The 26,400-nt window shown below is 68.8% G+C and carries 23 protein-coding genes and 1 tRNA gene; 19 read left to right on the forward strand and 5 right to left on the reverse strand.

The annotated features are described in order from the left end of the window. Positions 1-6: 6 nt before the first annotated feature. Positions 7-720, reverse strand: coding sequence for an SDR family NAD(P)-dependent oxidoreductase (locus PIR02_16645; protein ID WZH36371.1), 714 nt, complete (start codon positions 718-720; stop codon positions 7-9). A gap of 68 nt (positions 721-788) precedes the next feature. Between PIR02_16645 and PIR02_16650 the strand changes: the two genes are divergently transcribed. Together PIR02_16650 and PIR02_16655 are read left to right on the forward strand one after the other, a co-directional pair. Then, entirely contained in the window at positions 789-1,328 is a 540-nt protein-coding gene (locus PIR02_16650; GenBank protein ID WZH36372.1) for a TetR family transcriptional regulator, read from the forward strand. Between the two features lie 27 nt (positions 1,329-1,355). Then, entirely contained in the window at positions 1,356-2,144 is a 789-nt protein-coding gene (locus PIR02_16655) for an MOSC domain-containing protein (GenBank protein WZH36373.1), read from the forward strand. Positions 2,145-2,159: 15 nt separating this feature from the next. Here PIR02_16655 and PIR02_16660 read toward each other — a convergent pair whose 3' ends face one another. Then, positions 2,160-2,864 carry a TRIC cation channel family protein gene (locus PIR02_16660; protein WZH36374.1) on the reverse strand — a complete coding sequence of 235 codons (705 nt, stop codon included), beginning with the start codon at positions 2,862-2,864 and terminating at the stop codon, positions 2,160-2,162. 111 nt (positions 2,865-2,975) lie between these two features. After that, positions 2,976-3,257 carry a pyrophosphorylase gene (locus tag PIR02_16665; protein ID WZH36375.1) on the reverse strand — a complete coding sequence of 94 codons (282 nt, stop codon included), beginning with the start codon at positions 3,255-3,257 and terminating at the stop codon, positions 2,976-2,978. A gap of 246 nt (positions 3,258-3,503) precedes the next feature. Here PIR02_16665 and PIR02_16670 point away from each other — a divergent pair, with 246 nt between their 5' ends. Next, positions 3,504-8,912, forward strand: coding sequence for a DUF6531 domain-containing protein (locus PIR02_16670; GenBank protein ID WZH36376.1), 5,409 nt, complete (start codon positions 3,504-3,506; stop codon positions 8,910-8,912). 307 nt (positions 8,913-9,219) lie between these two features. On the opposite strand, the gene PIR02_16675 is transcribed toward PIR02_16670, so the two are convergent. Continuing rightward, complete coding sequence (locus PIR02_16675) at positions 9,220-9,591, reverse strand: hypothetical protein (protein WZH36377.1); 372 nt, start codon at positions 9,589-9,591, stop codon at positions 9,220-9,222. Positions 9,592-9,608: 17 nt separating this feature from the next. Here PIR02_16675 and PIR02_16680 point away from each other — a divergent pair, with 17 nt between their 5' ends. The 14 genes from PIR02_16680 to glsA all read left to right on the forward strand — a co-directional run bounded on the left by PIR02_16680 (position 9,609) and on the right by glsA (position 23,493). Next, the gene (locus PIR02_16680; GenBank protein WZH36378.1) at positions 9,609-10,352 is read left to right on the forward strand and encodes a hypothetical protein; all 744 of its coding nucleotides are present in this window, start codon (positions 9,609-9,611) and stop codon (positions 10,350-10,352) included. Positions 10,353-10,407: 55 nt separating this feature from the next. After that, the gene (locus tag PIR02_16685; GenBank protein WZH36379.1) at positions 10,408-11,163 is read left to right on the forward strand and encodes a hypothetical protein; all 756 of its coding nucleotides are present in this window, start codon (positions 10,408-10,410) and stop codon (positions 11,161-11,163) included. Positions 11,164-11,575: 412 nt separating this feature from the next. After that, positions 11,576-11,860, forward strand: a complete 285-nt coding sequence (locus PIR02_16690; protein WZH36380.1) for a MafI family immunity protein — start codon at positions 11,576-11,578, stop codon at positions 11,858-11,860. Position 11,861: 1 nt separating this feature from the next. Next, complete coding sequence (locus tag PIR02_16695; protein ID WZH36381.1) at positions 11,862-12,242, forward strand: hypothetical protein; 381 nt, start codon at positions 11,862-11,864, stop codon at positions 12,240-12,242. Positions 12,243-12,289: 47 nt separating this feature from the next. After that, positions 12,290-13,018, forward strand: coding sequence for a DNA repair protein RecO (gene recO, locus PIR02_16700; GenBank protein ID WZH36382.1), 729 nt, complete (start codon positions 12,290-12,292; stop codon positions 13,016-13,018). Beyond that, positions 13,015-13,818 carry an isoprenyl transferase gene (locus PIR02_16705; GenBank protein WZH36383.1) on the forward strand — a complete coding sequence of 268 codons (804 nt, stop codon included), beginning with the start codon at positions 13,015-13,017 and terminating at the stop codon, positions 13,816-13,818. The genes recO and PIR02_16705 overlap by 4 nt, the downstream gene beginning before the upstream one ends. A gap of 49 nt (positions 13,819-13,867) precedes the next feature. Further along, complete coding sequence (locus PIR02_16710) at positions 13,868-14,551, forward strand: DsbA family oxidoreductase (GenBank protein ID WZH36384.1); 684 nt, start codon at positions 13,868-13,870, stop codon at positions 14,549-14,551. A gap of 81 nt (positions 14,552-14,632) precedes the next feature. Beyond that, positions 14,633-15,799 (forward strand): tRNA dihydrouridine synthase DusB, encoded by a 1,167-nt coding sequence (gene dusB / locus PIR02_16715; GenBank protein ID WZH36385.1) that lies wholly within the window; start codon positions 14,633-14,635, stop codon positions 15,797-15,799. After that, positions 15,789-17,123 carry a deoxyguanosinetriphosphate triphosphohydrolase gene (locus PIR02_16720; protein WZH36386.1) on the forward strand — a complete coding sequence of 445 codons (1,335 nt, stop codon included), beginning with the start codon at positions 15,789-15,791 and terminating at the stop codon, positions 17,121-17,123. The genes dusB and PIR02_16720 overlap by 11 nt, the downstream gene beginning before the upstream one ends. Beyond that, positions 17,123-18,970: a DNA primase gene (gene dnaG, locus PIR02_16725; GenBank protein WZH36387.1), complete on the forward strand. Its 1,848-nt coding sequence runs from the start codon at positions 17,123-17,125 to the stop codon at positions 18,968-18,970. The genes PIR02_16720 and dnaG overlap by 1 nt, the downstream gene beginning before the upstream one ends. A 45-nt stretch (positions 18,971-19,015) precedes the next feature. Further along, the gene (locus tag PIR02_16730; GenBank protein ID WZH36388.1) at positions 19,016-19,789 is read left to right on the forward strand and encodes an ATP-binding cassette domain-containing protein; all 774 of its coding nucleotides are present in this window, start codon (positions 19,016-19,018) and stop codon (positions 19,787-19,789) included. A gap of 63 nt (positions 19,790-19,852) precedes the next feature. Further along, positions 19,853-19,925, forward strand: a tRNA-Asn gene (locus PIR02_16735). A 200-nt stretch (positions 19,926-20,125) separates the two neighbouring features. Beyond that, positions 20,126-22,513, forward strand: a complete 2,388-nt coding sequence (locus tag PIR02_16740) for an acyltransferase family protein (GenBank protein ID WZH36389.1) — start codon at positions 20,126-20,128, stop codon at positions 22,511-22,513. Between the two features lie 41 nt (positions 22,514-22,554). Next, positions 22,555-23,493, forward strand: a complete 939-nt coding sequence (gene glsA, locus PIR02_16745; GenBank protein WZH36390.1) for a glutaminase A — start codon at positions 22,555-22,557, stop codon at positions 23,491-23,493. A gap of 10 nt (positions 23,494-23,503) precedes the next feature. Here the strand turns inward: glsA and PIR02_16750 are convergent, their stop codons facing one another. Then, positions 23,504-24,580, reverse strand: coding sequence for a hypothetical protein (locus PIR02_16750; GenBank protein ID WZH36391.1), 1,077 nt, complete (start codon positions 24,578-24,580; stop codon positions 23,504-23,506). A 129-nt stretch (positions 24,581-24,709) separates the two neighbouring features. On the opposite strand from PIR02_16750, the gene PIR02_16755 reads away from it, so the two are divergent. Continuing rightward, a complete protein-coding gene (locus PIR02_16755) occupies positions 24,710-25,084 on the forward strand; it encodes a tRNA-dihydrouridine synthase (protein WZH36392.1) in 375 nt (124 codons plus the stop codon). Further along, positions 25,084-26,388, forward strand: coding sequence for a glutathionylspermidine synthase family protein (locus PIR02_16760; GenBank protein WZH36393.1), 1,305 nt, complete (start codon positions 25,084-25,086; stop codon positions 26,386-26,388). The genes PIR02_16755 and PIR02_16760 overlap by 1 nt, the downstream gene beginning before the upstream one ends. Positions 26,389-26,400: the final 12 nt, after the last annotated feature.

Here is a 26,400-nt window from a genome sequence, read left to right on the forward strand (position 1 = left end):
ACCGCGTCACCACGGCACGGTCGCCCCGTGGCGGTCGAGGTAGCGAAGACCCGGCGTCCCGCGCTGTGCGTCGACGGTGTCGACCAGCGGGGGAATGGCCTCGGAGATCTCCAAGCCTGCACCTTCTCCGCCCATGTCGGTGCGCACCCATCCCGGCGCGAGCAGCAGAAGCGCGCGGCCGTCACCCCCGTGGCGCGCCGCGAAGCTGCGCATGAGCTGGTTCAAGGCGGCCTTGGACGCGCGGTACACCTCGAAGCCCCCGGATGTGTTGTTGGCGATGCTTCCCTGACCCGATGACATCACCGCGATGGTCCCGGATGTCGAGACGTGCCCGGCGAGGCGCTCGACCGTTCGCACGACGCCGAGGGCGTTCGTCGTCATCGTTCGCACGAAGTCGGGGGTCGCGATGTCGGCTGCGGGCTGATCGACCGGGGCGAGGGAGACGCCTGCGACGACGAAAAGCAGATCGACCTCGCGGTCGCCCAGCCGCCGGGCGAGTGCGTCGATCTGCTCGATGTCATCGATGTCGACCTGTTCGACCTCCACCTTTCCGGGGTAGCGCTGCTGCAGCGCGCTCAGTGCGTCGGGTTCCGCCTGGCGCGCCGTCGCGATGACCTGCGCTCCGCGTCTCGCGTACTCCTCCGCGATGGCGAGACCGAGTCCCCGCGACGCGCCGACGATCAGCACCGACGCGTGAGCTGAGAGTTCCGTTGTATCCATGAGATCCTCCACTCAACGCATGTTGAGCAGAACCTTACACCTTCGCTCACCGCTTGTAGAGTGAGAACATGGAATCCACACCGTCGCGTGCGGAGCGTCGCGCCGCCACCGCCGATCGCATCCTCCGCGCCGCTCGCGACGAGTTCGGCGACCGCGGGAAAGAGGGAGCCACGATCCGCGCCATCGCCCGCCGCGCCGGCGTCGATCCGTCTCTCGTGATGCAGCACTTCGGAAGCAAACAGGAGCTCTTCGCCCTCGCCGTCGCCCCGGTGGCAGAGGTCGAGGGGAGTGACGTGCCGGGCCATCTCGCGGAGGTGCTCGATGTCCGGCTTCGCGAGCTTCCGGCCGCCACCCGTGTCTTGCTGCGGTCGATGCTCACGTCCCCGGACGCGGCGAGAGCGATGAGTGATCACCTGAGGGAGCGCGCCGAGAAGCTGACGGCCGCCGCAACGTGCGACGATGCGGAGCTTCGCGCCGCTGTTCTCGTGTCGAGCATTCTGGGCGTGACGATCGCGCGGCATTTCCTCGAACTGCCCGCGCTCCACGCGGCCGACCCCGAAGACGTGGCACGAGCGCTCAGCGGCATCCTCCCCACCACAGAACACTGAGACACGCCGACCTGCGAGGATGGCGGGATGCCGACCGTTTCCGCCCTCTACCGATACCCCGTCAAGGGCCTCACGCCGGAGCGCCGAGACGAGCTGATCGTCCAGGATGACGGCAGGATCCAGGGAGACCGCGTCCTCGCTTTCCGCTTCGCCGACGCGGTCGATCCGATCGACGACGGCGGACTCGAGGCCTGGCCGAAGAGCCGCGGTCTCGCCCTCATGGACTTCCCCTCGCTGGCCCGGCTGACGGCGACTTTCCGCGACGGTCGACTCAGCCTCCGCGCCGACGGGCGCCTGCTGGCCGACGCGCCGCTCGATGCCGCGGGGCGTGAACGGCTGGAAGCGGCCATCACGGCCTACATCGAGACAACAACCGAAGCCGGCGCCCTCGAGCGCGAAGGCGTCCTGCCCCTGCGTCTCATCGGCGACGGACACACGTCGCGCTTCCAAGACCGCGCGCGGGGGTTCGTGTCGCTGCACGGGGCGGCGTCCGTGGAGGCGGTGGATGCCACGGTTCCCGCGCCCATCGACGACCGCCGTTTCCGCTCCAACATCGTCGTTTCGGGGACCGCACCGTGGGCCGAGCTCGACTGGCGCGGCCGAGTGCGCATCGGCGAGGTCGTCTTCGAGGTGCAGCGTCCGATCGGCCGCTGCGCGGCGATCATGGCGAATCCTGACACGGGCGAACGAGATGCGCGGTTGCTCGGTGTGCTCACGCGCCAGTTCGGGCAAGACGAGGCGACGCTCGGGATCCTTCTGCTTCCCGTCGGACGTGGCGGGGTCATCCGCGCGGGGGATGAGGTCACCGTCGACTGAGGGTGGTCCAGACGATCAGCTCTGCGAACCGTTCTCAGGGCGAATGATCGGAATACCCGTTGTCTCCACGGCGACCTTGCGACGATAGAGCTTCCGCTGCTCCGGAAGAGACAGATCGAAGATGACAGCCAATACTCGGATGATCGTGGTGACGACCAGGCCGACCACCGCGGCGATCGGGAGGGGCACGCCGAAAGAAGCCGCGGTGGCGACGACCGCGCATCCCCCTCCGGCGGCGACCGCGTAGAGCGAACCGACGTGCATGATGGCGACGGGAAGACCCATGAGAACGTCGCGCAGCACGCTGCCGCCGACGGCGGCGAGCACACCGACGAAGACCGCCGGGACGGCGGGGAGTCCGAGAGCGAGCGCCTTGCTCGTACCGAAGACGCCGAACAGGCCGATCACCACCGCGTCGAGCATGACGATGACCCGGTTGAGCCGCTGGAACACCCCCGACAGCAGCATGCCGACGATGGCCGCACCCGTCGCGGTGAGGAGATACCAGTTGTTCTGCAGCGTCGCGGGGGTGAGGCCGAGGAGAAGGTCGCGGATGAGACCCCCGCCCATTCCGAGCAGGATGCCGATGATCGCGACGCCCAGGAGATCGAGGCGTCGCTGACCTTGGAAGCCCGAGGCGAAAAGAGCGCCCTGCACACCGCCCAGAGCGACCGCGGTGAGATCGGCCCAGAGCGGGATGATGAAGACGGGCGGGTTCACGGCATCCATTCTCCGCGACCCGAAGAACAGAACCGGCTCGCGCCCACCCGTGTCGTGGGCGGCCGCGAGCCGGTTCTCACGCGAGGTGTCCCGCGTCAAGGGTGGAAGGGCTCAGGAGCCGCCACCCGCCGAGAAGATGTTCTGCGAGATCGAGTTGAGCTGCGTGCGCAGCTCCTCGAGCTCCTGCTTGGCCTTGTCGAGGGCTGCCTTGGTCTCGGGCCAGGTCGAACCGCGGAACTGGGCGGCGAGGGGGCCGTCCCAGACATTCGGGTCCGACAGGATGCGGCCCTGGGCGTCGAGCTGCGAGATCTGATCTGTGAAGCCCCCGTTGACGATCGACTGGATCTGCTGAATGGCCGACTTGGCCTGCTCGGTAGAAAGAACGCGCGACATCGTTTCCCCTTTGCTTCGCGCGGCGCGCCCACTGCACGCCGTTTGTGACGTGACGACGATAAACAACCTGGCACGAGGTGTCCAGGTGTTGACGAGGGCCGACGCCGCCCTTTAATGGGGTTGGACCAGCGATTATGAGCGATCGATGAGAACCTCTCGGAAGACGCTGACACCCCCGACGGCGCGAGCTAAGCTCTTGCGGCCGTGAACGGTTGCTCTGCGACCGGGTGACGAGTGGGGGTAGCGATGAGCGATGTCGATCTCGAGGTGTATGGGGCACCGGATCTGACCTACGACTTCGGTCTGGCTGACGCAGTGGCCGCCGCGGCGAATGCGGCGGCATCGGCGGTGGAGGGCCAAGCAGGGTCACGCGCCTCCTACGTCGCGACCGCGGAGCAGGACTTCCAGGGGTACTTCAGCGAACTCTTCGCGGCCAACGCGACGACCGCAGCGGGGGACGCTCGGGAGCTGGCAACGCGTCTACGGGACGTCTCATCGTTCATCGGCCGTCTCAACGATGCGGCGCGGGAAGAGAACGCCCGTCGCAAGCGGGCACGCGAGTGGAAGGCCCGGGTCGAGGCCCGAAGGTCGAACTGGCTGGATGCCACGTGGGATGACATCTTCGGTGAAGAACCGCCGCCGCAGGGCGGCGAGATCGAACCTCCCGTGTTCCACGCGGCGGCAGTGAACGCTTCAGCACGCCAGACGCCGGGCGGGGGCAGCGGCGGAGGCGGCACCTCGTCGGCGCGGCCCGAGAACCTGCGCACTTTCGCCACGGGCAACGCGAATCTCGACGCGTCACTGTCGGCGTACCCCGGGCGCCTCTCGTCGGCGGCGAGTGACTTCATGAGCACGTGCGACTTCGGCGGGATCGACGTCAGCCCGGTCGTCACAGGCTTCCAAGCCTGGCTCGACGCGAATGCGAACGACACGGCGTGGGCGAACACGATCGCGCAGGCGTTCGAGGATGCCGGGACCAATGGTGGGGTGGGGACGGTGTCGGATGCCGCGTTGGCGGCGTCTTTGGCGGCGGCGGGGGTGTCGGCGACGCGTCAGGATCTGGTGATCGATCCGCCGACGGCGTGGGGTGGGGCTCCGACGACGGGGTTCGTGAACGACCCGGTGAACTCCGCGACGGGCAACTTCTTGGAGCCGGAGAACGATCTTCCCTTCCCCGCGGCGACGGGGCTGCTGTCGGTGACGCGGATGTACAACTCCCTCGACGACGGTGGCGGGGTGTTCGGCCGCGGGTGGTCCTCCATCCTCGACACCACCCTGCGCCTGGGCGAGGACGAGGCGCGGTTCGTGATGGCGGACGGGCGTCACGTCGTGTTCGGCGCCGACGGGCGGGAGTGGGCGCGGGCTGCGGGGGAGAACTACTGGCTGGCGCGCGTGAGGTCGGCCGACCTCCGTGCGCGGGGCCTCGACGCCCCGGACGGGCTGCTCGTGACCGACAACACCGGCGGGTGGTGGGCGTTCACCACCGGCGGCGACTGGGTCGGCACAGGTGCCGGGGCAGGCAATGTCGTGACCGTGATCCGGGATGCCGCCGGGGCGGTGACCGCGTTGGAGCACTCCCGCGATCGCCGTGTCGAGGTGGAGTACGCGGACGGGCGGGTGGCATCCGTCACCTCCTCCGACGGTCGCCGGGTGGAGTACCTGTACGACGACGAGCGTCGCTTGACGGCGGTGACGGGTCCGGCGGGGACCAGATCGTATCGGTGGACCGAGGACGACCTCATCGACCAGGTGGTCGCCGCGACCGGGGTCATTGAGTGCACGAACGTGTACGACGCGCAGCGCCGGGTGCGGGAGCAGATCACCGAGTTCGGGCGTCACACCCGCTTCACGTACCTTTCCGGGCGGGTGACGGAGGTCGCTGACGCGGACGGGGCGAACGCGAACACCTGGATCGCCGACCGTAAGGGCCGTCTGGTCGGTGTCATCGATACGGACGGCAACCGCCAATCCATGGCCTACGACGCGTCCGGCAACCTCGTGTCCGTCACCGATCGTGAGGGCCGTGTCACGGTCCACGCGTACGACGCCCGGGGGCGGAAGACCCGCACCGTCACCCCCGACGGCGCGGACATCACCTACGGGTACGACGAGCAGGATCGGGTCACCACGGTCGTCACCGCCGGCGGCGGCATCGTGCAGTACGACTACGCGAACGACCTCGAGCGCAACCCGTCCCGGGTCACCGACCCCGGCGGTGGGGTCACCGAACTCGACTGGGCCGACGGCCTCCTCCGCCGGGTGGAGGACCCCGAGGGTGTCGTCGTCCGCTTCGACTACGACGCGCACGGTGAACTCGTCGCGACCCGCAACGCCGACGGCGCGGTGGCGCGGATGGTGCGCGACGGGTCCGGTCGGGTGACCCAAGCGATCACGCCGCTGGGGGCGGTCACCCGGTACGTGTACGACGGCACCGGTTCCCTGGCATCCCGGGAGGACCCGGACGGCGCGGTCTGGCGGTACGAGCACGGTCCCGGTGGGCAGATCACCGCGGTCATCGACCCGCTCGGTGCGCGCACGGAACTTGAGTATGGGCCCCACGGGGGCCTGAGCCGCACCATCGACCCGCTCGGTCGGGTGATCGACCGGTCGTTCGACGAGTTCGGCAACGTCACCGGCGTCACGCTCCCCGACGGCGCCGCCTGGGGCTTCACCCACGACGCCCTCTCCCGCCTCCGCGAGATCACCGACCCCGCCGGCGGCGTCTGGACCCACGAGTACGACGCCGTCGGCGAGCTGGTGCGGACGACGGATCCCACGGGTGTGTCGGCGGAGGTGTCACGGGCGGACGCGACCCGCACGGTGCAGACGGCGTTCGAAGAGACCTCGGTCCGGTACGACTCCTTCGGTCGTCCGGAACGGATCCAGGATGCCGCGGGCGACGCATCGTTGATCACGTACGACCCGTGTGGCCGTCCGGTGGAGGTGCTGAACGCGGATGGCGGGCTCACCCGCCTCGAACGCGACCGCGCGGGTCGTGTCACCGCCATCACCACCCCCGCCGGTCGCACCACCCGCTACGAGTACGACTCCTGTGGTCGCCCCGTCGCCGCGATCGACCCCATGGGCGCGCGAACCGCCCTGGAGTACGACGCCGACTCCCGTGTCATCGCGCGCGTGCTTCCCACGGGGGAGCGTGCCGAGATCGAGTACGACGAGGTCGGTCGGGTGGTGCGCGAGCGAGTTCCGGGTGCGGGTGTTGCGCGGTTCGGGTACGACAAGGTCGGACGCCCCACGTTCGCGCAGGATGCGCGGTTCGGCATCCGTCGCTTCTCCTACGACGCCGCCGGCCAACTCGTCGCCGCGACCAACGGCATCGGTGGGGTGACCCGGTACGCGTACGACGATCGGGGCCGTGTGGTGTCGATCACCGACCCCGCCGGTGGGATCACCACCCGCACGTACACGCCGCTGGACAAGGTCGCCTCCCAAACCGACCCGCTCGGCCGGGTCACCACCGCGGACTACGACGCCGCGGGGCGGCAGGTGCGGCAGACCAGCCCCGACGGGACGGTCACGGAATGGTCGTACGACGACGCCGGCCTCGAATCCGGGCTCACCGTCAACGGACGGGTCGTGACGGAGATCCGTCGCGACGCGCGCACCCGCACGGCGACGATCATCGACCACACCACCGACGAACCGACCACCCACACGTTGCGGTTCACCCGCCTGGACCGCCTCGCCGAGCGCACCAGCGAGGGTCGCTCCACCCGGTGGGAGTACGACGCGGACGGCGCCCGCACCCGCCTGATCACTCCCGACGGGGCCACCGTCGACTACACCAGGGATGCCGCCGGGCACCTCACCCGCATCGACCACTCCCGCCTGGGCGCGGTGCACTACACCCGCGATGCGTTCGGACGGATTCTGGAGGCCCGCGCCGGCGACAGCCTCCAGACCTGGGAATACCAGGACGGGTACCCCGTCGCGCACACCCGCACCGACACCGACGGGGCGGTCATCACCCGCATCACCCGTGACGACGACGGCCGCATCACCGCCATCGACGGACCCGACGGCACCACCCACTACACGCACGACGACGCCGGGCAACTCCTCACCGCCGTGTCCGAGGAACACGCGAACACGTGGGAGTACGACACCGCGGGGCGCCTCGTCCGCGAGACTCTCGACGACACCGAACGCTCGTTCGCATACGACCTCGCCGGTCAGTTGCTGACCATCGCGGCCCCTGGCAGTGACACGACCTACGCCTACGACGGGCAGGGCCGGCGCACGCGGGAAACCACCCCCACCGACGACACCGCTTACGACTGGGACGACCGTGGCTGGATCCGCGCGATCACCGCGCGCACCCGCGACGACGGAGAACGTCGCACCGAGCTGCGGGTAAATGCGCTGGGTGAGCTGGCCGAGGTCGATGGCATCCCCCTGACCTGGGATGCCGGGTCGTACGCGTCCACTCCGCTCACCGTCGGGGACACCGACGTGTTCCACGCCCCCGGCGCGATCACCGGCATCGGCGACGCCTGGAGCACCGGCGGATGGCGCGGCACCCGCACCACCACCACCGACGACCCCTGGGCCGCGCTCACCACCGCCAACGCCCTCGTCGGGGGGACAGTCGCTCTCAGCCCCGGCGGGGGACTCGAGGTCGCCGGGCTGGAGTGGATGGGCGCCCGCGCCTACGACCCCACCACCCGCGGATTCCTCAGCACCGACCCGATCACCGCGCCCGCCGGCGCCGCCTGGGCCGCCAACCCCTACTCGTTCGCCGGCAACGACCCCCTCCACGCCACCGACCCCCTCGGCCTCCAACCCGTCACCGACGAACAACTCACCGCCTACGCCACCGCCCACCAAGGCGCCCTCGCCACCGCCGGCAACGCCATCGGCGAATGGTGGAACGAGAACTGGGAATACGTCGCCGGCGGCGCCATGGTCATCGCCGGCGGCGTCATGATCGCCACCGGCGTCGGCGGCCCCATCGGCGCCGCCCTCATCGGCGCCGGCGCCGACACCATCATCCAAAAAGCCACCACCGGCGACGTCAACTGGGGCCAAGTCGCCCTCACCGGAGCATTCGGCCTCATCCCCGGAGCCGGAGCCGCCGGCGGCCTCCTCGCCCGCGGCGGCGTCAACGCCGCCCAAGGCGCCGTCGAAAACACCGCCCAATACCTCATCAGCGGCCAACCCATCACCCCCGGCGGCCTCCTCTCCAACGCCGCCTCCGGCGCCGCCATCTCCACCGTCACCGCCGGCGCCCTCAACCGCATCCCCGCCAGCAACGCGGTCGCCAGACTTGATGAGGTTCCCGTTCGACCGTCGGTCACTGACACGACAGTGATTCCGTCCGGCGGTACGACTTTCGTTGCGACTCCCCAAGGCACCATCTACGACGTACCTTCCGGATGGGCGTTCAGGGAAGCCAACAACGGGAAGGGTCTGGTCGCGCAGGATCCGGATATGGTCGGTGTCATCAACGCGGGCAACAACACGGACTCCAACACCATCCGAATCATGGACCCAACGGACCGATATCCAAACGGGTACTCGCGATACAGCAACGACGTCGGGCAATGGCTGGACCCCACAACGGGCAAGCCAGGCTCGAAGCCAGCGAGCCATATACCTGCCGACTACGAGGGGATTTATCTCCAATGGCCCCAATAGATCCCACAGCACTGATTACTATCTCCGAAAGTAGCACGGTCGATTTCATCGGCGTCGACCATCGTCTCACTCTTCGCTTCTCCGGGAGGGAGGTTGTCACAATAGAGACAGATTTCTTTTTGCTCAGGAATGGGGATCCCGAGCAGCGGTTCGACCCGGACGGTGATAAGAAGACACTTGGCGAATTCCTCGACCTTTTCGGTCGCACGGTCACAAGTGTTCTCATTGTCGACGGAGAGTTGCAAATTAAGTTCGATAATCGTCTGCTGCTACGGGTGCCGCCTAGTGATGATTACGAGGCGTGGAGCTACTCTGGCGCCGAGAAGCCTCCGACAAAAATCATCTCGATGCCGGGTGGCGAGTTAGCGATTTGGAGCTCCTGATCCCGCGCTTCGCCCTCCATGGGTACCCCCGCTCCCGCACGGATTGCAATTCCGCCTCTCAGAACCTGGCGGTACAAGACGAAGTGAACCGTCTCATCGAGTTGCGAGCACGAGACATTCGCGTCAACCAGCAGCAAGTCAACTTCGACGGTGACCGCGTCGGCGTGAACCGTCCGGACCTGCAGTACTCTCTCGACGGGCAGCGACACTACGTGGAGTGGGACCGGACCAGTTCGAACAGAGGCCCCCTTCACGAAGAAAGAATCTTGGCAAACGATCCTCTCGGGATCGTCCATCTCCACACTCTCGACTGATGGGCAGATACATGCAGAGCTTGTTCGAAGACACCTTCTATCCCGCGACGAAGAGTATGGGATTCATACGCAGCTCACCCGAGCCTGTCGTTCATGCATACGGCGAGTGGTTCGACCGGCTCGGTCACACCTGCCGCGTTCAGGTTCACGAAGCACCCCTGCGCAGCGTCATGCCGCTCCTGGAACCTCTGACGGGCGACTCGACACGGATTGTCGTCGCCGCGACGCGGAGCACCGAATGGTCAGCAATCTTCGACAACCTCGCAACAGGGGGAGACCCGGTCAGCGACATCGCGGTTCTGACGAAAGCGCTACGAACTGATGGTGTTCTTGTCGGCTACTCTCCCGACGAAAGGGAGACGTCCGATGGCAAGCTAGGGCGGCTCGGTGCCCGAGTCTTCCGCTACACCGAGTACGACCCTGACAGTCAGCGGTCTATAGCGCCACCGACGAGGAGCATATACCTGGCTCGTCAATCGGGCTCGAAGTGGCTCTTCGAAGCGAAGGGCGAGCCACTGAGCTTCGAGGACCTCGACGCCTACGAGCAGCGCCGGGTGAAAGACCGATTCATGCCCGAGATGCTGGAGCGGTACTGTCGTGAGCTCGGAATCGACCCCTTCGACGAAGACTTTTATCCCGGGCCCTGTTACCTGATCGAGAAGAACGTTGATCTCAGCGCGCTCGGCACCGTCACCACGTTCGAAGAACAGCAACGCACATGGCAGATTGTTCCGGGGTCCTGACCCGGGCCACCGCGGGGGATGTGTCGCCGAGAGCTGCCGAAGAGGGAAAGGAGCCGTGCACACTCTGTTCCAGGACGAGTTCTACCCCACCACCGAGGCACTGGGATTCATTCGAGCACCAGCCGAAGACGTCGCACACTCCTACGGAGAGTGGTCGAGCAGGCTTGGCTTCCCGACACGCACCACGACGCACGAAACCGACCTGCGTCGAACGATGCCCCTCCTCGAACCGCTCACGCACGATCCATCCCGAGTGATCGTCGCCGCGACACGGAACCGCGACTGGTCTGCGGTCTTCACCAACTCCGCGCGCGGGAACGATCCGACCAGCGCCATCGCCGTGCTATCGAGGGACCTTCGCACGGACGGGGTCAAAGTCGTCTACACGCCCGACGTGCGCGAAAGGTCCGGCGTGACGCTGGGCCGGCTAGGCGCGCGCGTCTTCTCCTACACCGCATACGATGCGGCCAACGAACGCTCGATCGCGGTCCCGTCGCGCACGATCTACCTCGCTCGACAATCGGGATCCCGGTGGTTGTTCGAGGCGAAGGGCGAACCCCTGGTCTTCGAGGACGTCGAGGCATACCGACGACACCGTGCGACCGAGCGTTTCACCCCGGGGATGCTCGAGCAGTACTGTCGGGCACTCGGCCTGGACCCCTTCGTGGACGATTTCTACACCGGGCCGTGTTTCCTCCTCGAAAAAGACGCCTCAGCCGCCGCCTTGGCATCGCAGACGACGTTCCGCGAACGGCAGCGCAGGTGGCAGATCACCCCGGGAAGCCCGTCAGAGGGTGGAGTGGACCAATGACAGACTCATCCCACGTCGATCTGTCTCCGAACTCCATTCGATCCGTCGGTGACGACCGCATCTCGTTCGCCAACGCGTTGACAGGGGGCCGAACAGACCGAAGTACGGCTCACCACGTTCCCGCTCGCAAGATGTGCGGATGAACCCTTTTCTCGCGCACCTGTGTCGCGTCTGCGGGTACTTCTCAGAAGTACCTCCGTGGGGGCTCGATGGGTGCTGCCCGACCTACGAGTACTGTCCCTGCTGCGGCGTCGAGTGGGGCCACCAGGACTCCCTGCCGAGATCCGTCGGCCGATTTCGATCGGAGTGGGCGCAGCGCGGCGGGATGTGGACGGACCGCACGGTACCCGCCGACGGCCTCACGACGAACGAGCGCCTCCGCCGCCTCAGCACCCAACCGGGGAATTCGCCGATGACAGGCGCGTCGGGAATCGCGCGATGGGCGCGCGCGGAGATCACCTCGCTCTGCGCCGGGCTCGGCGGCATACTGGATCCGGCTGTGCTGCACGATGTGACGGATCTGGTCGACCACGCCGAGCCCGGAATCGCGCTCGACCTGCTCTGCGACAAACTCCTCGACGCGAACGCTCCTCTCGACGTCGCGAAGCGCGGCCGCCTCCTCACCGTCGGACGCGCGATGGGCCTCGATGACACCGTGGCTTTCCTCGTCGACGCGCCGGGGGAGCAGGATGACTGACATGGACCGACACCTCCGCGTCACGCCGCTGAGCGCGCAGGTCGCGGTCTTCTCGCCCAGTTCTGCCGAGTTCCCGGAGTGGGAGACCGGCGACGAACCCGCCGTCGCCACGACGACCGCGATTCTGGTGGCCACGCGCGATGATCTCGCGGGCCCGGTCACGGTCCGCGTCCGCACCGACACGGCCGCCCTCGAGGGATTCACGACGATCATCAGCCCGACGCTCCTGCTCCCCGACGGCGTCGTCGCCTTCGGCAGCTTCCTGTCCGGAGAGATCGAACGGATGCCACTGCCGACAACCGGCGCCTTCCGCGCGACCGTCTCCGTCGATGTCCCGGGCGACGCGAGCAGCGTTGTCGTCACCTTGACGCCCGCGTCCTGAGGCGCGGCGCACCGCCGGCTCACGGCATCCGGGTCCGATAATGGACTGTGCCCACCTACCGCGACGAGGTCGTGGTCCTGCGTACCCACAAGCTCGGGGAGGCGGACCGCATCCTCACCCTCCTCAGCCGCCGCAACGGCAAGATCCGCGCGGTCGCGAAGGGCGTGCGGCGCACGTCGTCGAAGTTCGGCTCGCGTCTCGAGCCTTTCATGGTCGCCGACGTGCAGCTGTCCAAGGGACGCAACCTCGACATCGTGCAGCAGGCCGAGTCGCTCGGCTCGTACGGCGCCGACATCGTCGTGAACTACGACCGCTACACCACCGCCAGCGCCATGGTCGAAACCGCCGACCGCCTGAATGAGGCCGAGGCGACCCCGCAGCAGTACCTGCTCCTCGTCGGGGGCCTTCGTTCCCTCGCCCGCGGCGACCACTCTGAGCGGAGCGTGCTCGACTCATACCTGCTGCGGGCCATGGCCCTCTCGGGCTGGGCGCCGGGTCTCACGGAGTGCGCGCGGTGCGGCACGGTCGGCGACCATCCGTACTTCCTCGCCCAGCTCGGCGGAGTCATCTGCTCGACGTGCGCCCCCGCGGGCTCGCCCCGTGTCGCCCGCGACACCGTCGACATGCTCCGTGCGCTCATGGCGGGGGAGTGGGAGACCATCGACGCTGCCCCCGGCCGAACGATTTCGGCGGCCTCGGGCCTCGTGGCGGCCTACGCGCAGTTCCACCTGGAGCGTGGCATCCGTTCCCTCTCGCACCTGGAGTCGCACCGATGACACCGAAGCCCTTCACGCACCGAGACGCCGTACCGTACCGCCCGCTCGATTGGACGGGGGAGTACCCGCCCGTCTATCCGAAGGGGTCGGTACCCGAGCACGTCGCGATCGTCATGGACGGCAACGGCCGCTGGGCCAACCGTCAGGGACTCACGCGCGTCGAAGGGCACCGCGCCGGCGAGGCGGCGCTGCTCGACGTGGTCGCGGGAGCCATCCAGGCCGGCGTGAAGCACCTGTCGGTCTACGCCTTCTCGACCGAGAACTGGTCGCGCTCACCCGACGAGGTGCGTTTCCTCATGGGGTTCAACCGCGAGGTGCTGCACCGCCGCCGCGACCAGCTGAACGAGTGGGGCGTGCGCATCCGGTGGTCGGGGCGCAAGCCGCGCCTGTGGGGCTCCGTCATCAAAGAGCTGCAGCACGCCGAGCGCCTCACCGAGGGCAACTCGACCCTGACACTGACAATGTGCGTCAACTACGGCGGACGCGTGGAGATCGTGGATGCCATGCGCCGGATCGGCGAAGACATCGCCGCCGGGAAGCTCAAGCCCTCAGCCGTGACCGAGAAGCTCATCCGCAAGAACCTCTACCAACCCGACATGCCCGACGTCGACCTGTTCGTGCGTTCGAGCGGCGAGCAGCGCACCTCGAACTTCCTCCTGTGGGAGTCCGCCTACGCCGAGATGGTCTTCCTCGACACGCTGTGGCCCGACTTCCGCCGCACCCACCTCTGGGACGCGATCGGGCTCTATCTCTCCCGCGATCGGCGCTTCGGCGGGGCCGTCGACACCCCGACCTCGTGACGGATGCCGTTGCGGGAATAGATCGAGAATCCGAGAGGTTGCACGTGATATGATGGATGCCATCAAGATCGACGTGTGGAGCGACATCGCCTGCCCCTGGTGCTACATCGGCAAGCGGAACCTCGAGAACGGCCTGGCTGCCACGGCCGACGATGACGACGCCCCGGTTGTCGAAATCGAGTACCACTCGTTCGAGCTGTCACCCGACACCCCCGAAGACTTCGACGGGGGAGAGGTCGACTACCTTTCGCAGCACAAGGGCATCTCGCCCGCGCAGGCACGGGAGATGCTCGACCGCGTCACGGGAGTCGCCGCGGACGCGGGGCTCGCCTACCGCTTCGACATCCTGAAGCACACCAACACCGTGAAGGCGCACGAGCTGCTCCACTTCGCGAAGGAGAACGGCAAGCAGCTGGAGCTGACCGAGGTCCTCATGTCGGCGTACTTCCTCGAGGGCAAGCACGTGGGTCGTGACGACGACCTGGTCACCCTCGCTGTACAGGTCGGTCTCGACGGGGATGCCGCGCGCGAAGCGCTCGCGTCCCAGCGCTACCGCGGCGCGGTCCGCGCCGACCAGGAGCAGGCGCAGCAGTTCGGGATCACGGGCGTGCCGTTCTTCGTGATCGACGGGAAGTACGGCGTGAGCGGGGCGCAGCCCGTCGAGGCGTTCTCGCAGATCGCGCGGCAGGTCTGGGGCGAGCGGCGCGAGGCATCCGCGACCGCCGACGCCTGACCTTCTCTTCACAGCGGTGTCCGCTTCCGGCTTCGGCCGACGCGGGCACCGCTGTCGCACGACGTCTGGGAGAATGAGACAGTGGATACGGCATTGGCTCCGGCGCGGACGCTCCGCATCGGCAACATCGAGCTCGACGCCCCCGTCGTCCTCGCTCCCATGGCCGGCATCACGAACACGGCGTTCCGTCGCCTGTGTCGCGAATACGGTGCCGGGCTGTACGTGAGCGAGATGATCACGACGCGCGCCCTCGTCGAGCGCAACGACACGACCATGCGGCTCATCCGCCACCATGAGTCCGAGACACCGCGTTCGATCCAGCTGTACGGCGTCGACCCGGCGACAGTCGAAGCGGCCGTGCGCATCATCGTCGACGAAGACCACGCCGATCACATCGACCTGAACTTCGGCTGCCCTGTCCCGAAGGTCACCCGGCGCGGCGGCGGTGCCGCCCTGCCCTGGAAGACCACGCTGTTCCGCGAGATCGTCGAGCGGGCCGTGCACGCGGCGGGCGACAAACCCCTCACCGTCAAGATGCGCAAGGGCATCGACGCCGACCACCTCACCTATCTCGAGGCCGGACGGATCGCGGAGGGCGCCGGCGTGGCATCCATCGCCCTGCACGCGCGCACCGCGAGCGAGTTCTACTCGGGCCATGCCGACTGGTCGGCGATCACGAAGCTCAAGGAGACGGTCACGAGCGTGCCCGTGCTCGGCAACGGCGACATCTGGTCGGCGGACGACGCGGTGCGCATGATGGCCGAGACCGGCTGCGACGGCGTCGTCGTCGGACGCGGCTGTCTCGGTCGCCCGTGGCTGTTCGGCGACCTCGCCCGCGCGCTGGGTCAACCGGGCGCCGCTCACGGCGCGCCCGTCAACGCCACCCTGGGGTTCGTCGCGCGCGCCTTCCGCCGCCACGCCGAACTGCTCGTCGAGTTCTTCGAGGATGAAGGGCGCGGATGCCGCGACATCCGCAAGCACGTCGCCTGGTACTTCAAGGGCTACCCGGTCGGGGGAGAACTGCGCGCGAGCCTCGCGACCGCCTCAACTCTTGACGAGATCGACGAGCTTCTCTCCACGATGGAGCTCGACGCCCCCTACCCGGGAGCCGCGGCGGAGGGCCAGCGCGGTCGCGCGGGCACCCCGAAGCGTCCCGCGCTGCCCGACCGGTGGCTCGACTCGCACGAGATCGGCGACGCCGCCGGACGCGACCTGGCCGAAGCGGAGCTGCACCACAGTGGGGGCTGAGGTGACGGTGGCGGCCGCCCGGCCCCTCGGATACGCGGATGCCGATGCCGCCCGGTTCCACGAAGAGAAGCACCGCTCCCAGCGCGATGACTTCGCGCGTGACCGCGCCCGTGTGCTGCACTCGGCAGCCCTTCGACGCCTCGCCGCGAAGACGCAGGTGCTGAGCCCGGCGAGCCCCGCGGACTTCGCCCGCAACCGCCTCACGCACTCGCTCGAGGTCGCGCAAGTGGGTCGAGAGCTCGCGACCGCCCTCCAGCTCTCACCCGACGTCGTCGACACCGCGTGCCTGAGCCACGACCTCGGACACCCGCCGTTCGGTCACAACGGCGAGCGGGCGCTGAACGACTGGGCGTCCGACATCGGTGGCTTCGAGGGCAACGCGCAGACGCTGCGCATCCTCACCCGTCTCGAGCCCAAGGTGTTCGGCGCCGACGGGGAGCCGTTCGGTCTCAACCTCACGCGCGCCAGCCTCGACGCCACCTGCAAGTACCCGTGGACGGTCGACGAGCCCGTGCCCGACCCGGGAGGACGCTTGAAGTTCGGGGTCTACCCCGACGACGAGCCGGTGTTCCACTGGATGCGCGGAGACGCACCCGCCCGCCAGCGCTGCATCGAAGCGGAGGTCATGGACCTCTCCGACGACATCGCCTACTCGGTGCACGACTTCGAGGACGCTGTCGTGAACCGTTACGTCGATCCTGCGCGTCTGGCATCCCGGGTCGGCCGCGAGGGCCTGCTCGACGCGATCCAGCGGTGGGTGGGCTACGACTTCCCCCGGGACGACCTTGCCCAGGGACTTGACCGTCTCATGGCGATGCCCGAGTGGATCGGTTCCTTCGACGGAACACGCCCGGCCCTCGCGCGCCTGAAGAACCTCACCTCCGACCTCATCGGCCGTTTCGCGCGCGCCGCGACCTCCGCGACACGCGAGGCGTACCCCGCCGACGAGCTCACCCGGTACCGCGCCCAGGTCATCGTCCCGGGCGAGGTCGAGACCGAGATGGCGGTGCTCAAGGGGATCATCGGTGCCACGGTGGTCTCGATCGACGGTCGGAAGGTGCTCTACCGAGAGCAGCGGCACGTGCTCAAGCGGCTGGCATCCGCTCTCTGGGAGAACCCCGGCGCCCTCGACGCGCTCCACGCCCCTGATTTCGCCGCCGCCGACGACGACACCGCCCGTCGCCGCGTCATCGTCGACCAGGTCGCGAGCCTCACCGATCAGCTGGCGATCGCCTGGCACAACCGGCTCGTGGGCGAAGTCGATGCCTCCGAGCTCGGCGTGTGGGCTCCGGGTGGCCGGGCATCCCGCGGAACGGATGCCTGATGCCGCGCATCCGCCAATCCGACGTCGACGAGGTCAAAGCGCGGGTCAACATCGCGGACGTCGTCGGTGAGCGCGTCGCGCTGAAGTCGGCCGGCGTCGGCTCCATGAAGGGGCTGTGTCCCTTCCACGACGAGCGCAGCCCCAGCTTCCACGTGCGTCCCCAGGTCGGGTACTACCACTGCTTCGGGTGCGGCGAGTCCGGCGATGTCTACTCGTTCCTGCGCGCGATGGATCACGTCTCCTTCACCGAGGCCGTCGAGCGCATGGCCGCCCGAGTCGGGTACACGCTGCACTACGAAGACGGCGGTCCCGCCCCCGAGACCACCGGCCGCTCGCGTCTGTATGCGGCGAACGCCGCCGCCGCGGAGTATTTCCGCGCACAGCTCATGACGCCCGAAGCCGACACCGGCAGGCGATTCCTGGGCGACCGCGGTTTCGATGCCGGCGCTGCCGCGCACTTCGGGGTCGGTTACGCCCCCAAGGGCTGGTCGAACCTGATGGACCACCTGCTCGGCCAGAAGTTCACGCGCGACGAGCTGCTGCAGGCGGGACTCGTCTCTCAGGGGCAGCGCGGCGTCTATGACCGCTTCCGCGGCCGCCTCGTCTGGCCGATCCGCGACGTGACGGGCCAGGTCATCGGTTTCGGCGCCCGCAAGCTCTACGACGACGATCAGGGCCCCAAGTACCTCAACACCCCCGAGACGCCCATCTACAAGAAGGCGCAGGTCCTGTACGGACTCGACCTCGCGAAGCGCGACATCTCGCGCTCGCACCGTGTCGTCGTCGTCGAGGGCTACACCGACGTCATGGCGTGCCACCTCGCGGGTGTCACCACGGCGATCGCGTCGTGCGGTACCGCGTTCGGCAGCGATCACATCACGGTCTTGCGCCGCGTCATGGGAGACGACAGCTCGTCGGGCGAGGTCGTCTTCACCTTCGATCCGGATGCCGCGGGGCAGAAGGCGGCGCTGCGCGCCTTCGCCGATGAGAAGCGCTTCGCCGCCCAGACGTACGTCGCGGTCGCGCCCGAGGGACTCGACCCCTGCGACCTGCGCCTGCAGCGAGGCGATGGCGCCGTCAGGGCGCTGATGGAGAACAAGGCTCCGATGTTCGAGTTCGTCATCGATCAAAGGCTCAAGGACTTCGACCTCTCGAGTGTCGAGGGACGTGCGGGTGCCCTTCGCGCTGCGGCACCGATCGTCGCCGACATCCGCGACCCCGCGCTGCGGCCCGGGTACGTGCGCGTCCTCGCCCGTCGGCTCGGACTCGACATGCCCGAGGTGCAGTCAGCGGTGGAGCGCGCTGCTCGCGGAGCCGACCGGGCGGAGAAGCGCGAAGCCCAGCGCATGACGGGGGAACCGGAGCGCGCGCCCGTCGCGATCTCCGTGACGATGGCCTCGCTGCCGAACACCCGCGATGTCGCCCTCGAGCGAGGCGCCATGATGGCCTTTTTGCAGTACGGGCATCGGATCGAGCCCGACGTGTTCCTCCGCGCCCTGCAGACGCCGTTCGGCCACCCCGCCCTCGAAGCCGTGCGAAGCGCATTGGCGGCCACCGATCTGTCGCAGCCGGGGTGGGCCGTGACCGCTGTCGAGGCCGTCCGCGAACCCTTCCGCTCGCTCGCGGCCGAACTGCTGACGGCTGAGTTCCCCGCGCGCACCGAGGAGGGAGCCGTGGCGTCGGCGAACGATCTGGCGAGAGGTCTCCTCGTGCGCGAACTGGAGCGCGAGAAGAACGAGCTCCTTCGTGGCATCCAGCGTGTGCCGGCCGACTCTGAGGAAGGGCGTCGTCTGCGGCTCAGACTGCGCGAACTGGACGCCGATCGTCAAAAGCTCATCAGCGTCTAGCGCGTCGCGGTGGCACGGTCCGGCTCCGTCGTAGAGGATGAGGAAATGCCTCGGACCCTCGACACCGATGTCGCCATCCGCGCCGACGATCTCTCGCTCGCCCGAGGCGGCGTCCGCGTGATCGACGGGATCACCCTGACGTTGACCTTCGGACACTCGCTGATCGTCAAGGGCGCGACAGGATCGGGGAAGACCTCGCTCGTCTCGATGCTGGCGGGCCGCCCCGATGAGGGCCTGAGCGTAGTGGGGGGTGACGCGCGCGTGCACGGCATCTCAGCCCGGCGACCGGGGAGAGCGATACGCGAGTGGACGTTCCACACGGGGTACCTTCCGCAAGGTGCCGGTGCGTCGTTACCCTCGCGGTTGACCGTGCAGGACGTGATCGCTGAACCGATCACGGCTCGTGACCGGCGCGTCAACAGCCGGGCACTGGCGGTGCGCGTGGCCACCCTCCTCGACGAGATGGAGTTGCCCCTCGGAGCGGCTCCGAAGTACCCGTACGAGCTCAGTGCCGGCATGCGTCAGCGCGTGGCCCTGGCCCGGGCGTTCGTGCTCGAGCCTCGCCTGTTCGTCGCGGACGACCTGTACGCCAACCTCGATGTCGAGGTCCGCGCGGCAGCGCGCGCAGCGATCGTGCGGCGCCGCGACGGACACGGGATGGCCTCGCTCGTCGTGACGAACGACGCCGACGCGCCCCGAGATCTCGACGCCGACGTTCTCGTTCTGCACGGGGGTCATGCCGTGGCCTACGGCCATGGTTCGGAGGAGCTGCAGTGGACCCCCGGCGGCGCGCCCGACGGTCGCGTTTCGACCGCCTGATTTTTCGCCCGGCCCGCGGTGCTGTTAGTATCGTGTGGTTGCCCGCCGCAAGGCGAGGCATGATCCTCGGTAGCTCAATTGGCAGAGCAATCGGCTGTTAACCGATAGGTTCTTGGTTCGAGTCCAAGCCGGGGAGCGAGAAGTCCGCGCCTATCTAGCGTGGCTCTCACCTTAGGCCCGGGCTTCCACCCCGGGCCTTACCTTTTCCTGCGATACCTCTCCGTCGCGTCCGCATCGCCCGCGCAGCCCGGTGCAACATGGAGCCGGCGCCGCGTCATGGGAGCGGTTCCACTAGACTCGCTCCGGCCGTCGCCTGCGGCCGGAGAGGATTCCGCCGTGCCGGCAGTGACACCCCGGGTGCGCCGCGATCTGCAGGGACTTCGCGCCATCGCGGTGCTGGCGGTCGTCGCCGCCCATCTCACGGGGTGGCCTCGAGGCGGGTTCGTCGGCGTCGACGTGTTCTTCGTCCTGTCGGGTTTCCTCATCACCACGATCCTCCTTCGCGATCTCGGCGACAGCGGCACCGTCCATCTGGCGACGTTCTACGCCCGTCGCGTCCGGCGCCTCCTCCCCGCCGCTCTCCTCGTTCTCGTCACCGTGGTCGGCGCAGGCTTCATCGTCTTCCCGGGCGTCCGTGCGGAGGCCGTGCTCGGTGACGCCCTGAGTGCGGTCGCGCTCGTCTCCAACTGGCGCTTCGCGCTCGAGGGGCGCGATTACTTCTCCGCCGCCGACCTCTCTCCGCTTCAGCACTTCTGGTCGCTGTCGGTGGAGGAGCAGTTCTCTCTGGCATGGCCTCTTCTCGTGCTGCTCGCCCTCGCGGTCGTCCCCGCGGTCGCCCGTCGGGGACGCGGGGGACGCGCCACGGTGACGACCACCGCGGTCCTGGTCGTCGTGGCATCCGGGACAATCGCGTGGGGGCAGACGTCGAGCGATCCCAGCGTGGCGTACTTCTCGACGGTCACGCGCGCCGGAGAACTCGCCGTAGGTGCCGCGCTGGCCGGCCTCGCGCCCGCGCTCTCCGGTCTGCCCGCCGCGCTCCGGGTTCTCTTCGCGTGGAGTGGCGTCGCGGTCGTGATCACGGCGTTTCTCATCATCGACTCGACGTCTGCGTTCCCGGCACCCTGGGCGCTCCTCCCTGTCACGGGGGCAGCCCTCATCATCGCAGGGGGGATCGGGGGTGATCCCGGGCATCGGCATCTCTTCGTTCTGACGAACCCGCTGACGGTGGCCATCGGCAACGTGTCGTACTCGCTGTACCTCTGGCACCTCCCCGTGATCGTGTTGGCCGGGCTGCTGCTGGCTCCGGGGCCGGCGGTTCTTCCCCTCACCGCCCTGGTCATTGCGGTGCTCACCGTCTCGACCTACCTCGGCATCGAGCAGCCGCTCCACCGCTCGCCCTGGCTGGACCGGCGAGGCCGCCGCCCCGCGGAACCGTCCCGTGATGACCGCGTGAGCATCCCGGCCGAGGCCCCCCTCGCCCCGTCTCCGGTGTCGGTCCCGCGCGCCGCGGCCCTCGCCTCACGTCCCGCGGGATGGGTACCGGGGCAGCGGTATTATCCTGGGTCGCGCCCGGCTCCGAGGGCTGGGGCTCCTGCCCCCGGAGGCGCGGCGATCGAGGCGCGTCGCCCCGAGCACGCCGCGCCGGCTCGCACGGCGACACCTCCCACGGCACCTGTAGCCACTCCGGCGGCGGCCGCCCCGACCGCCTCGACGTGGGCGGACTGGCGTTCCCGGTTCGCACCGCGGATGGGACTCGCGGCCGCCACCCTCGTCATCGGAGCGGGGGCGAGCGTGCTCACCTTCATCGTCGCGTACGGCGCGCCCGACTTCGCCCCGGCATCGATTCCCGCCGCTGCAGCCCCCGCTCCCATCGATGACGGGGCGAGCGCCCTCACGACGCTGCAGGCCGACCTCGCGGCCGCAGCGGCCGCGACCGCGTGGCCGGAGCTGCATCCGTCGATGGACGACGCGATGCGGGAGTCCTCCGCCGCCAACCGCGCGCACGACTGCTTCACGCCCGACCCGCTCCCCGGCGCGGAGCAGTGCACGTGGGGCGACGGCGACGCGCCTCGCCACCTCTACCTCGTGGGGGACTCCAGCGCCATGGCCTACGCCCCGGCGTTCGCGAAGCTCGCCGAGAACAGCGGGGATCAGTGGCGGGTCACCACCGTCGGAATGTACGGATGCCGCTTCACCGATGTGCTCGTCGAAAGCCGGGACCCCGCGGTCATGGCCGCGTGCGCCCAGCGCAAGAGCGACGTCGCGGCCATGATCGCGGCCGCCCCCGCCGACCTCGTCGTCGTCTCGAACGCCTTCACTCTGGGACGTACGGTCGACGGACGCGATCTCAGCGCGGACGACCTGGCATCCGCCGTCTCCGCGGAGGTGGAACCATGGGCACCCGCCGGGCGGACGGTGTACCTGTCTCCACCACCCCACGGCGCCGATCTCGGGCGCTGCTACTCCGCGCTCGCCGGACCCGCGGCGTGTCTTGCCGCGGTCGACGACGTGTGGACGCAGATGGAGACGGCGATCGAAGCGCACGCCGCGACCACCGGGGCTGCGACCGTGAGCGCACTGCCGTTCAGCTGCGTGAACCTCGTCTGTCCCGCGTTCGCCGGCGATACGCCCGTCCGCTACGACGACATCCACATCACGCCCGCCTACGCCGAGCGCCTGACACCGATCCTGATGGCCGAGCTGAACGCCCGCGGTCTGCTGTAGCACACGGCCCGCGCAGCCACGATCGCTGCGAGGCTGGGACGGTGACCCCCGCACCCGACCCCCGCCACTTCGACCCGGATGCCCTCCGCTCCCGTCTGCTCGATGAGCGCGGGGGAGAGGTCGACGACAGCATCCCACAGCTCGCCGAGGCCGACCCCGACCTCTGCGCGATCGCCCTGGCCCTGCCCGATGGAACGGTGCGACGCAGCGAGAGCGCCGAGATCGCGTTCAGCATCCAGTCGGCGGTGAAGCCGTTCCTCTTCGCCCTCGCCCTGCTCGACACCGACGGCGACGCGCTGGAGCGGGTCGGCATCGAACCGACGGGCGAGTCCTACGATGCGATCAAGCTCGAGAGCGGCACCGGTCGGCCGCCGAACCCGATGGTGAATGCGGGCGCCCTGCTCACGGCGTCGCTCGTCGAGGGGAACGGGCCGGAGGAGCGCAGCGCGCGTATCTCGCGGGGCCTCGCCGCGTTCGCCGGTCGCGACCTCGAGGTCGACGAAGACGTCGCGCACAACGAGCATCTGCTCGGCGATCGAAACCACGCCCTGGCGCACCTGATGCGCGCCGAAGGCACACTCGTCGCCTCCGCAGACGACGCTGTCGCCGTCTACGCCCGCGCGTGCGCGACCCTGGTGGATGCCGCGACCCTCGCGATCATGGGGGCGACCCTCGCGCTGGGCGGCGTCAACCCGCAGACCGGCGCTCGAGTGGTGCCCGAGCGGATCGCGCGCGACGTCGTCGCGGTCATGGCGACCTGCGGGGTGTACGACGGTTCGGGACGCTGGATGCGAGCGGTGGGCATCCCGGCGAAGTCCAGCGTGTCGGGCGCGATCGTCCTCGCAGCTCCTGGTCGCCTCGGCGCGGCCGTCGTGAGCCCGCCTTTGGACGCGCAGGGCACGAGCGTACGGGGACACAAGGCGAGTGAGGTGCTGAGCGACGAGCTCCGCTTGCACAGCTTCGCCACCGGGAACGCGTGACGACGCCTGCTCAGACGAGCTTCACGGGCAGGTCGTCATCGCTCCGCGGCGGTCGCGTCAAGAGTTCTCTCGCTTCTTCGGCGTCGACGTGCGCGGGGAAGAGCGCGCGGGAGAAACGGCCTCCCGCGTCCTCGCGAGCCCGGGGGAGACGGATGCCCGCCCCCTCGACCAGAGCGAGAGCCGCGCGACGCTGATCGTCCGTCATTCCGAGGCGCCCGCCGCGCCGCAGGACGAGGGGCGCCGTCAGCTTGTCCGTGCCCTCGAGCGTCAGGAAGAGCGTCCGGGGCGCACCGGGCACGAGTCGCGCCACGGACACCCGGGCCGCCGTGATGTCAGACCACGGCGCCTCCTTCGTGCCCGCGCGCAGGCGGCGCGCCCGCACGTCGACCCACACTTCCGGGAACTGATGCAGGAGCCAGCGCCACAGCAGGATCGCTGCGAGCACCAGTACGCCCAGGACGATCGCGGTGCCGATCGCGCCCAGGTCGCGGCCGAGGAGGACGCTGAACGCTTGCCAGGCCAGCACACCGAAGCCCAGGACGCCGACCGAACTGTAGAGAGCGATGGTGCCGGCATCCCGAGCCGTCACGAGCACCCATCCGGGGGCCACCGGTTCGGCCGCCGTTTCCGTCGCCGCCTCAGGGAGGGGCTCCTCGAGCGACGCGGATCGGCTCGACGCACGGATGGCGCGCAGAGACGCGATGCCGATCACCAGCGAGGTGACGACCAACACAGCGAGGATCGACAACCGGCCGATCTCGCCCGGGTACTCGTGCAGGAAGAGAACGAGCGTCACGGCACCCGTTGCTCCCAGGAACAGGAGCACCGACGCCTGGACGAAAGCGCCGCGGGCAGCCATCCGGCGTCGCCGATCGGGATCCCACGTGTCCCCGGACGGCGCCGGTTCGGGCCCCCAGGTCGTCCGGCTCAGCCAGACGGCACCCAAACCCGCGAGGGCGACAGCCGCGGCGAGCCCGATGGCCGCCGCAAGACTCACCCCTCCTCCTGTTGGGAGCAGCGTGACGAACATCACCGCCGCGACAACAGCCACGACGATGAGCATCGCCCCGGAACGTTTCGGTGTCATGATCCCCCCGCTCCTCTCTACCGGCCCGTGCGCATTCACAGCCAGGGCTTGCACGGAGGGTCGCAGACCCGCCGGGATGTGAGAGCATCGGCGAGGACGTGGCTCCGTGGCGTCCGCGAAGGAGACCTGATGCAGCCCGCCGTGCGCCGCCGCGCCTCTCGCTCCGTGTCGATCGGCGTCGTCGCCGCCCTCGCCGCAACCCTCACCGGGTGTGGCCAGGGCACGAACGTATCCGAGGACTACGCGCAGATCTGCCGCGACAACGCGACCGAGAAGCGCTTGCCCGACGACGATTGCAACAACCACGGCGGGGGAGCGCACTGGTACTTCCTGCCGCTCGGGTCCAGCGGGAGGAACGTCCCCGCGGTCGGTCAGCCGGCCACGGGCGGCACCGACGCGCTGCCGTCCGGCAAGACTGCGGCGAAAGGCATCTCCGGCGACGGAGCGAGCGTCTCGCGCGGAGGCTTCGGCGGCTCGGGCTCCGACGGAAGCCACGGCGGCTGATGCGTCGCATCGAGCTCGACCCGCGCCCCGACTGGGAACGCACCATCAAGCAGTCCGGTCTGATCTACTCGCGCTCCCTCCGCGACGACGGCAGCGCGGTCGAGTACTGGAACGACGGCGCCGCCTACGTCTTCACCCTGCCCGAGGTCGAAGAGCTCGAGCGGCAGACCGAGGAGTTGCACCGCATGTGCCGCGAGGCGGCGAGGTATCTGGCATCCGGAGAACTGGGGAACCTCGGGCTGACCCCGAAAGCATTCGAACTCGCTCAGTGGTCGCTCGAGCAGGACGAACCCGATGTGTACGCCCGCTTCGACCTCGCGTACACCGGCGACGGCTCCCCGGCAAAGATGCTCGAGTACAACGCCGACACCCCCACCGGTCTCATCGAGGCCTCGCTCACCCAGTGGTTCTGGCTGCAGGACCGTCTGAAGAGCGGCGCGCTCCCCGCCGACACCGACCAGTGGAACGGACTTCACGAGGCCCTCGTCGAGCGCTGGCGCGTCCTGCTGCATCGCTCGCTCACCGAGGGTGAGGGCGGGCGGTTGTTCGTCGCCCACTCGGATGCCGATATCTACGGCGAAGACTGGGACACCGTGGCCTACATGCGCGACCTCGCGGCCGAGGCGGGGTGGGAGCACACGGGTATCGAGATGAAGGACATCGGCTGGCACCATGGCGCGCGGCAGTTCGTCGGCGTCCCCGAGGCGTGGGGCTCGTCGCGCAGCATCGCGGCCCTCCCCGGCGACGAACCCGGCACGCAGTACCCCGTCATCCGAAACCTGTTCAAGCTCTACCCCTGGGAAGACCTCGTCTCGGGCGAGGACCGCATCGTGGGAGACCAGGAGTTCGGTGCCCTCTTGATCGCCGGACGCGGCCTGTTCGGGCACTGGTACGAGCCGGCGTGGAAGATGTTCCTCTCGAACAAGCTCCTGCTCGTCGCCCTGTGGCGGTTGTTCCCCGGACACCCCAACTTGCTGCCCGCCTACGCCGACGGCCCGAACGGCATGACCGATTACGTCGTCAAGCCGGTGTTCGGCCGCGAGGGAGACGGCATCCGCGTCCACCGCGCCGACGGCACCGTCACATCGAACGGGCAGGAGTACCGCCGCGAAGGCACAGGACGCGAGCGCGTGTGGCAGGAGTATCACGAGCTCCCCGATTTCCCGGGATCGAACGGGAGCAACCACCCCGTGCTCGGGTCGTGGGTCGTGAACGACGAGAGCTACGGGGTCGGCATCCGAGAATCGGACGGACCGATCACCGACTACTACTGCCGGTTCGCTCCGAACATCATCGAGGCCTGACGGGGAAGTCCG

The sequence above is a fragment of the Microbacterium enclense genome, assembly GCA_038182865.1.
Lineage (GTDB): Bacteria > Actinomycetota > Actinomycetes > Actinomycetales > Microbacteriaceae > Microbacterium > Microbacterium enclense_B.

Excerpts from the sequence above, each read along its gene's own strand:
- PIR02_16645 (WZH36371.1), bottom strand. The coding sequence starts at position 720 with ATGGATACAACGGAACTCTCAGCTCACGCGTCGGTGCTGATCGTCGGC.
- PIR02_16650 (WZH36372.1), top strand. The coding sequence starts at position 789 with ATGGAATCCACACCGTCGCGTGCGGAGCGTCGCGCCGCCACCGCCGAT.
- PIR02_16655 (WZH36373.1), top strand. The coding sequence starts at position 1,356 with ATGCCGACCGTTTCCGCCCTCTACCGATACCCCGTCAAGGGCCTCACG.
- PIR02_16665 (WZH36375.1), bottom strand. The coding sequence starts at position 3,257 with ATGTCGCGCGTTCTTTCTACCGAGCAGGCCAAGTCGGCCATTCAGCAG.
- PIR02_16670 (WZH36376.1), top strand. The coding sequence starts at position 3,504 with ATGAGCGATGTCGATCTCGAGGTGTATGGGGCACCGGATCTGACCTAC.
- PIR02_16675 (WZH36377.1), bottom strand. The coding sequence starts at position 9,591 with ATGGACGATCCCGAGAGGATCGTTTGCCAAGATTCTTTCTTCGTGAAG.
- PIR02_16680 (WZH36378.1), top strand. The coding sequence starts at position 9,609 with ATGGGCAGATACATGCAGAGCTTGTTCGAAGACACCTTCTATCCCGCG.
- PIR02_16690 (WZH36380.1), top strand. The coding sequence starts at position 11,576 with ATGACAGGCGCGTCGGGAATCGCGCGATGGGCGCGCGCGGAGATCACC.
- PIR02_16695 (WZH36381.1), top strand. The coding sequence starts at position 11,862 with ATGGACCGACACCTCCGCGTCACGCCGCTGAGCGCGCAGGTCGCGGTC.
- PIR02_16705 (WZH36383.1), top strand. The coding sequence starts at position 13,015 with ATGACACCGAAGCCCTTCACGCACCGAGACGCCGTACCGTACCGCCCG.
- PIR02_16710 (WZH36384.1), top strand. The coding sequence starts at position 13,868 with ATGATGGATGCCATCAAGATCGACGTGTGGAGCGACATCGCCTGCCCC.
- dnaG (WZH36387.1), top strand. The coding sequence starts at position 17,123 with ATGCCGCGCATCCGCCAATCCGACGTCGACGAGGTCAAAGCGCGGGTC.
- PIR02_16730 (WZH36388.1), top strand. The coding sequence starts at position 19,016 with ATGCCTCGGACCCTCGACACCGATGTCGCCATCCGCGCCGACGATCTC.
- PIR02_16750 (WZH36391.1), bottom strand. The coding sequence starts at position 24,580 with ATGACACCGAAACGTTCCGGGGCGATGCTCATCGTCGTGGCTGTTGTC.
- PIR02_16755 (WZH36392.1), top strand. The coding sequence starts at position 24,710 with ATGCAGCCCGCCGTGCGCCGCCGCGCCTCTCGCTCCGTGTCGATCGGC.
- PIR02_16760 (WZH36393.1), top strand. The coding sequence starts at position 25,084 with ATGCGTCGCATCGAGCTCGACCCGCGCCCCGACTGGGAACGCACCATC.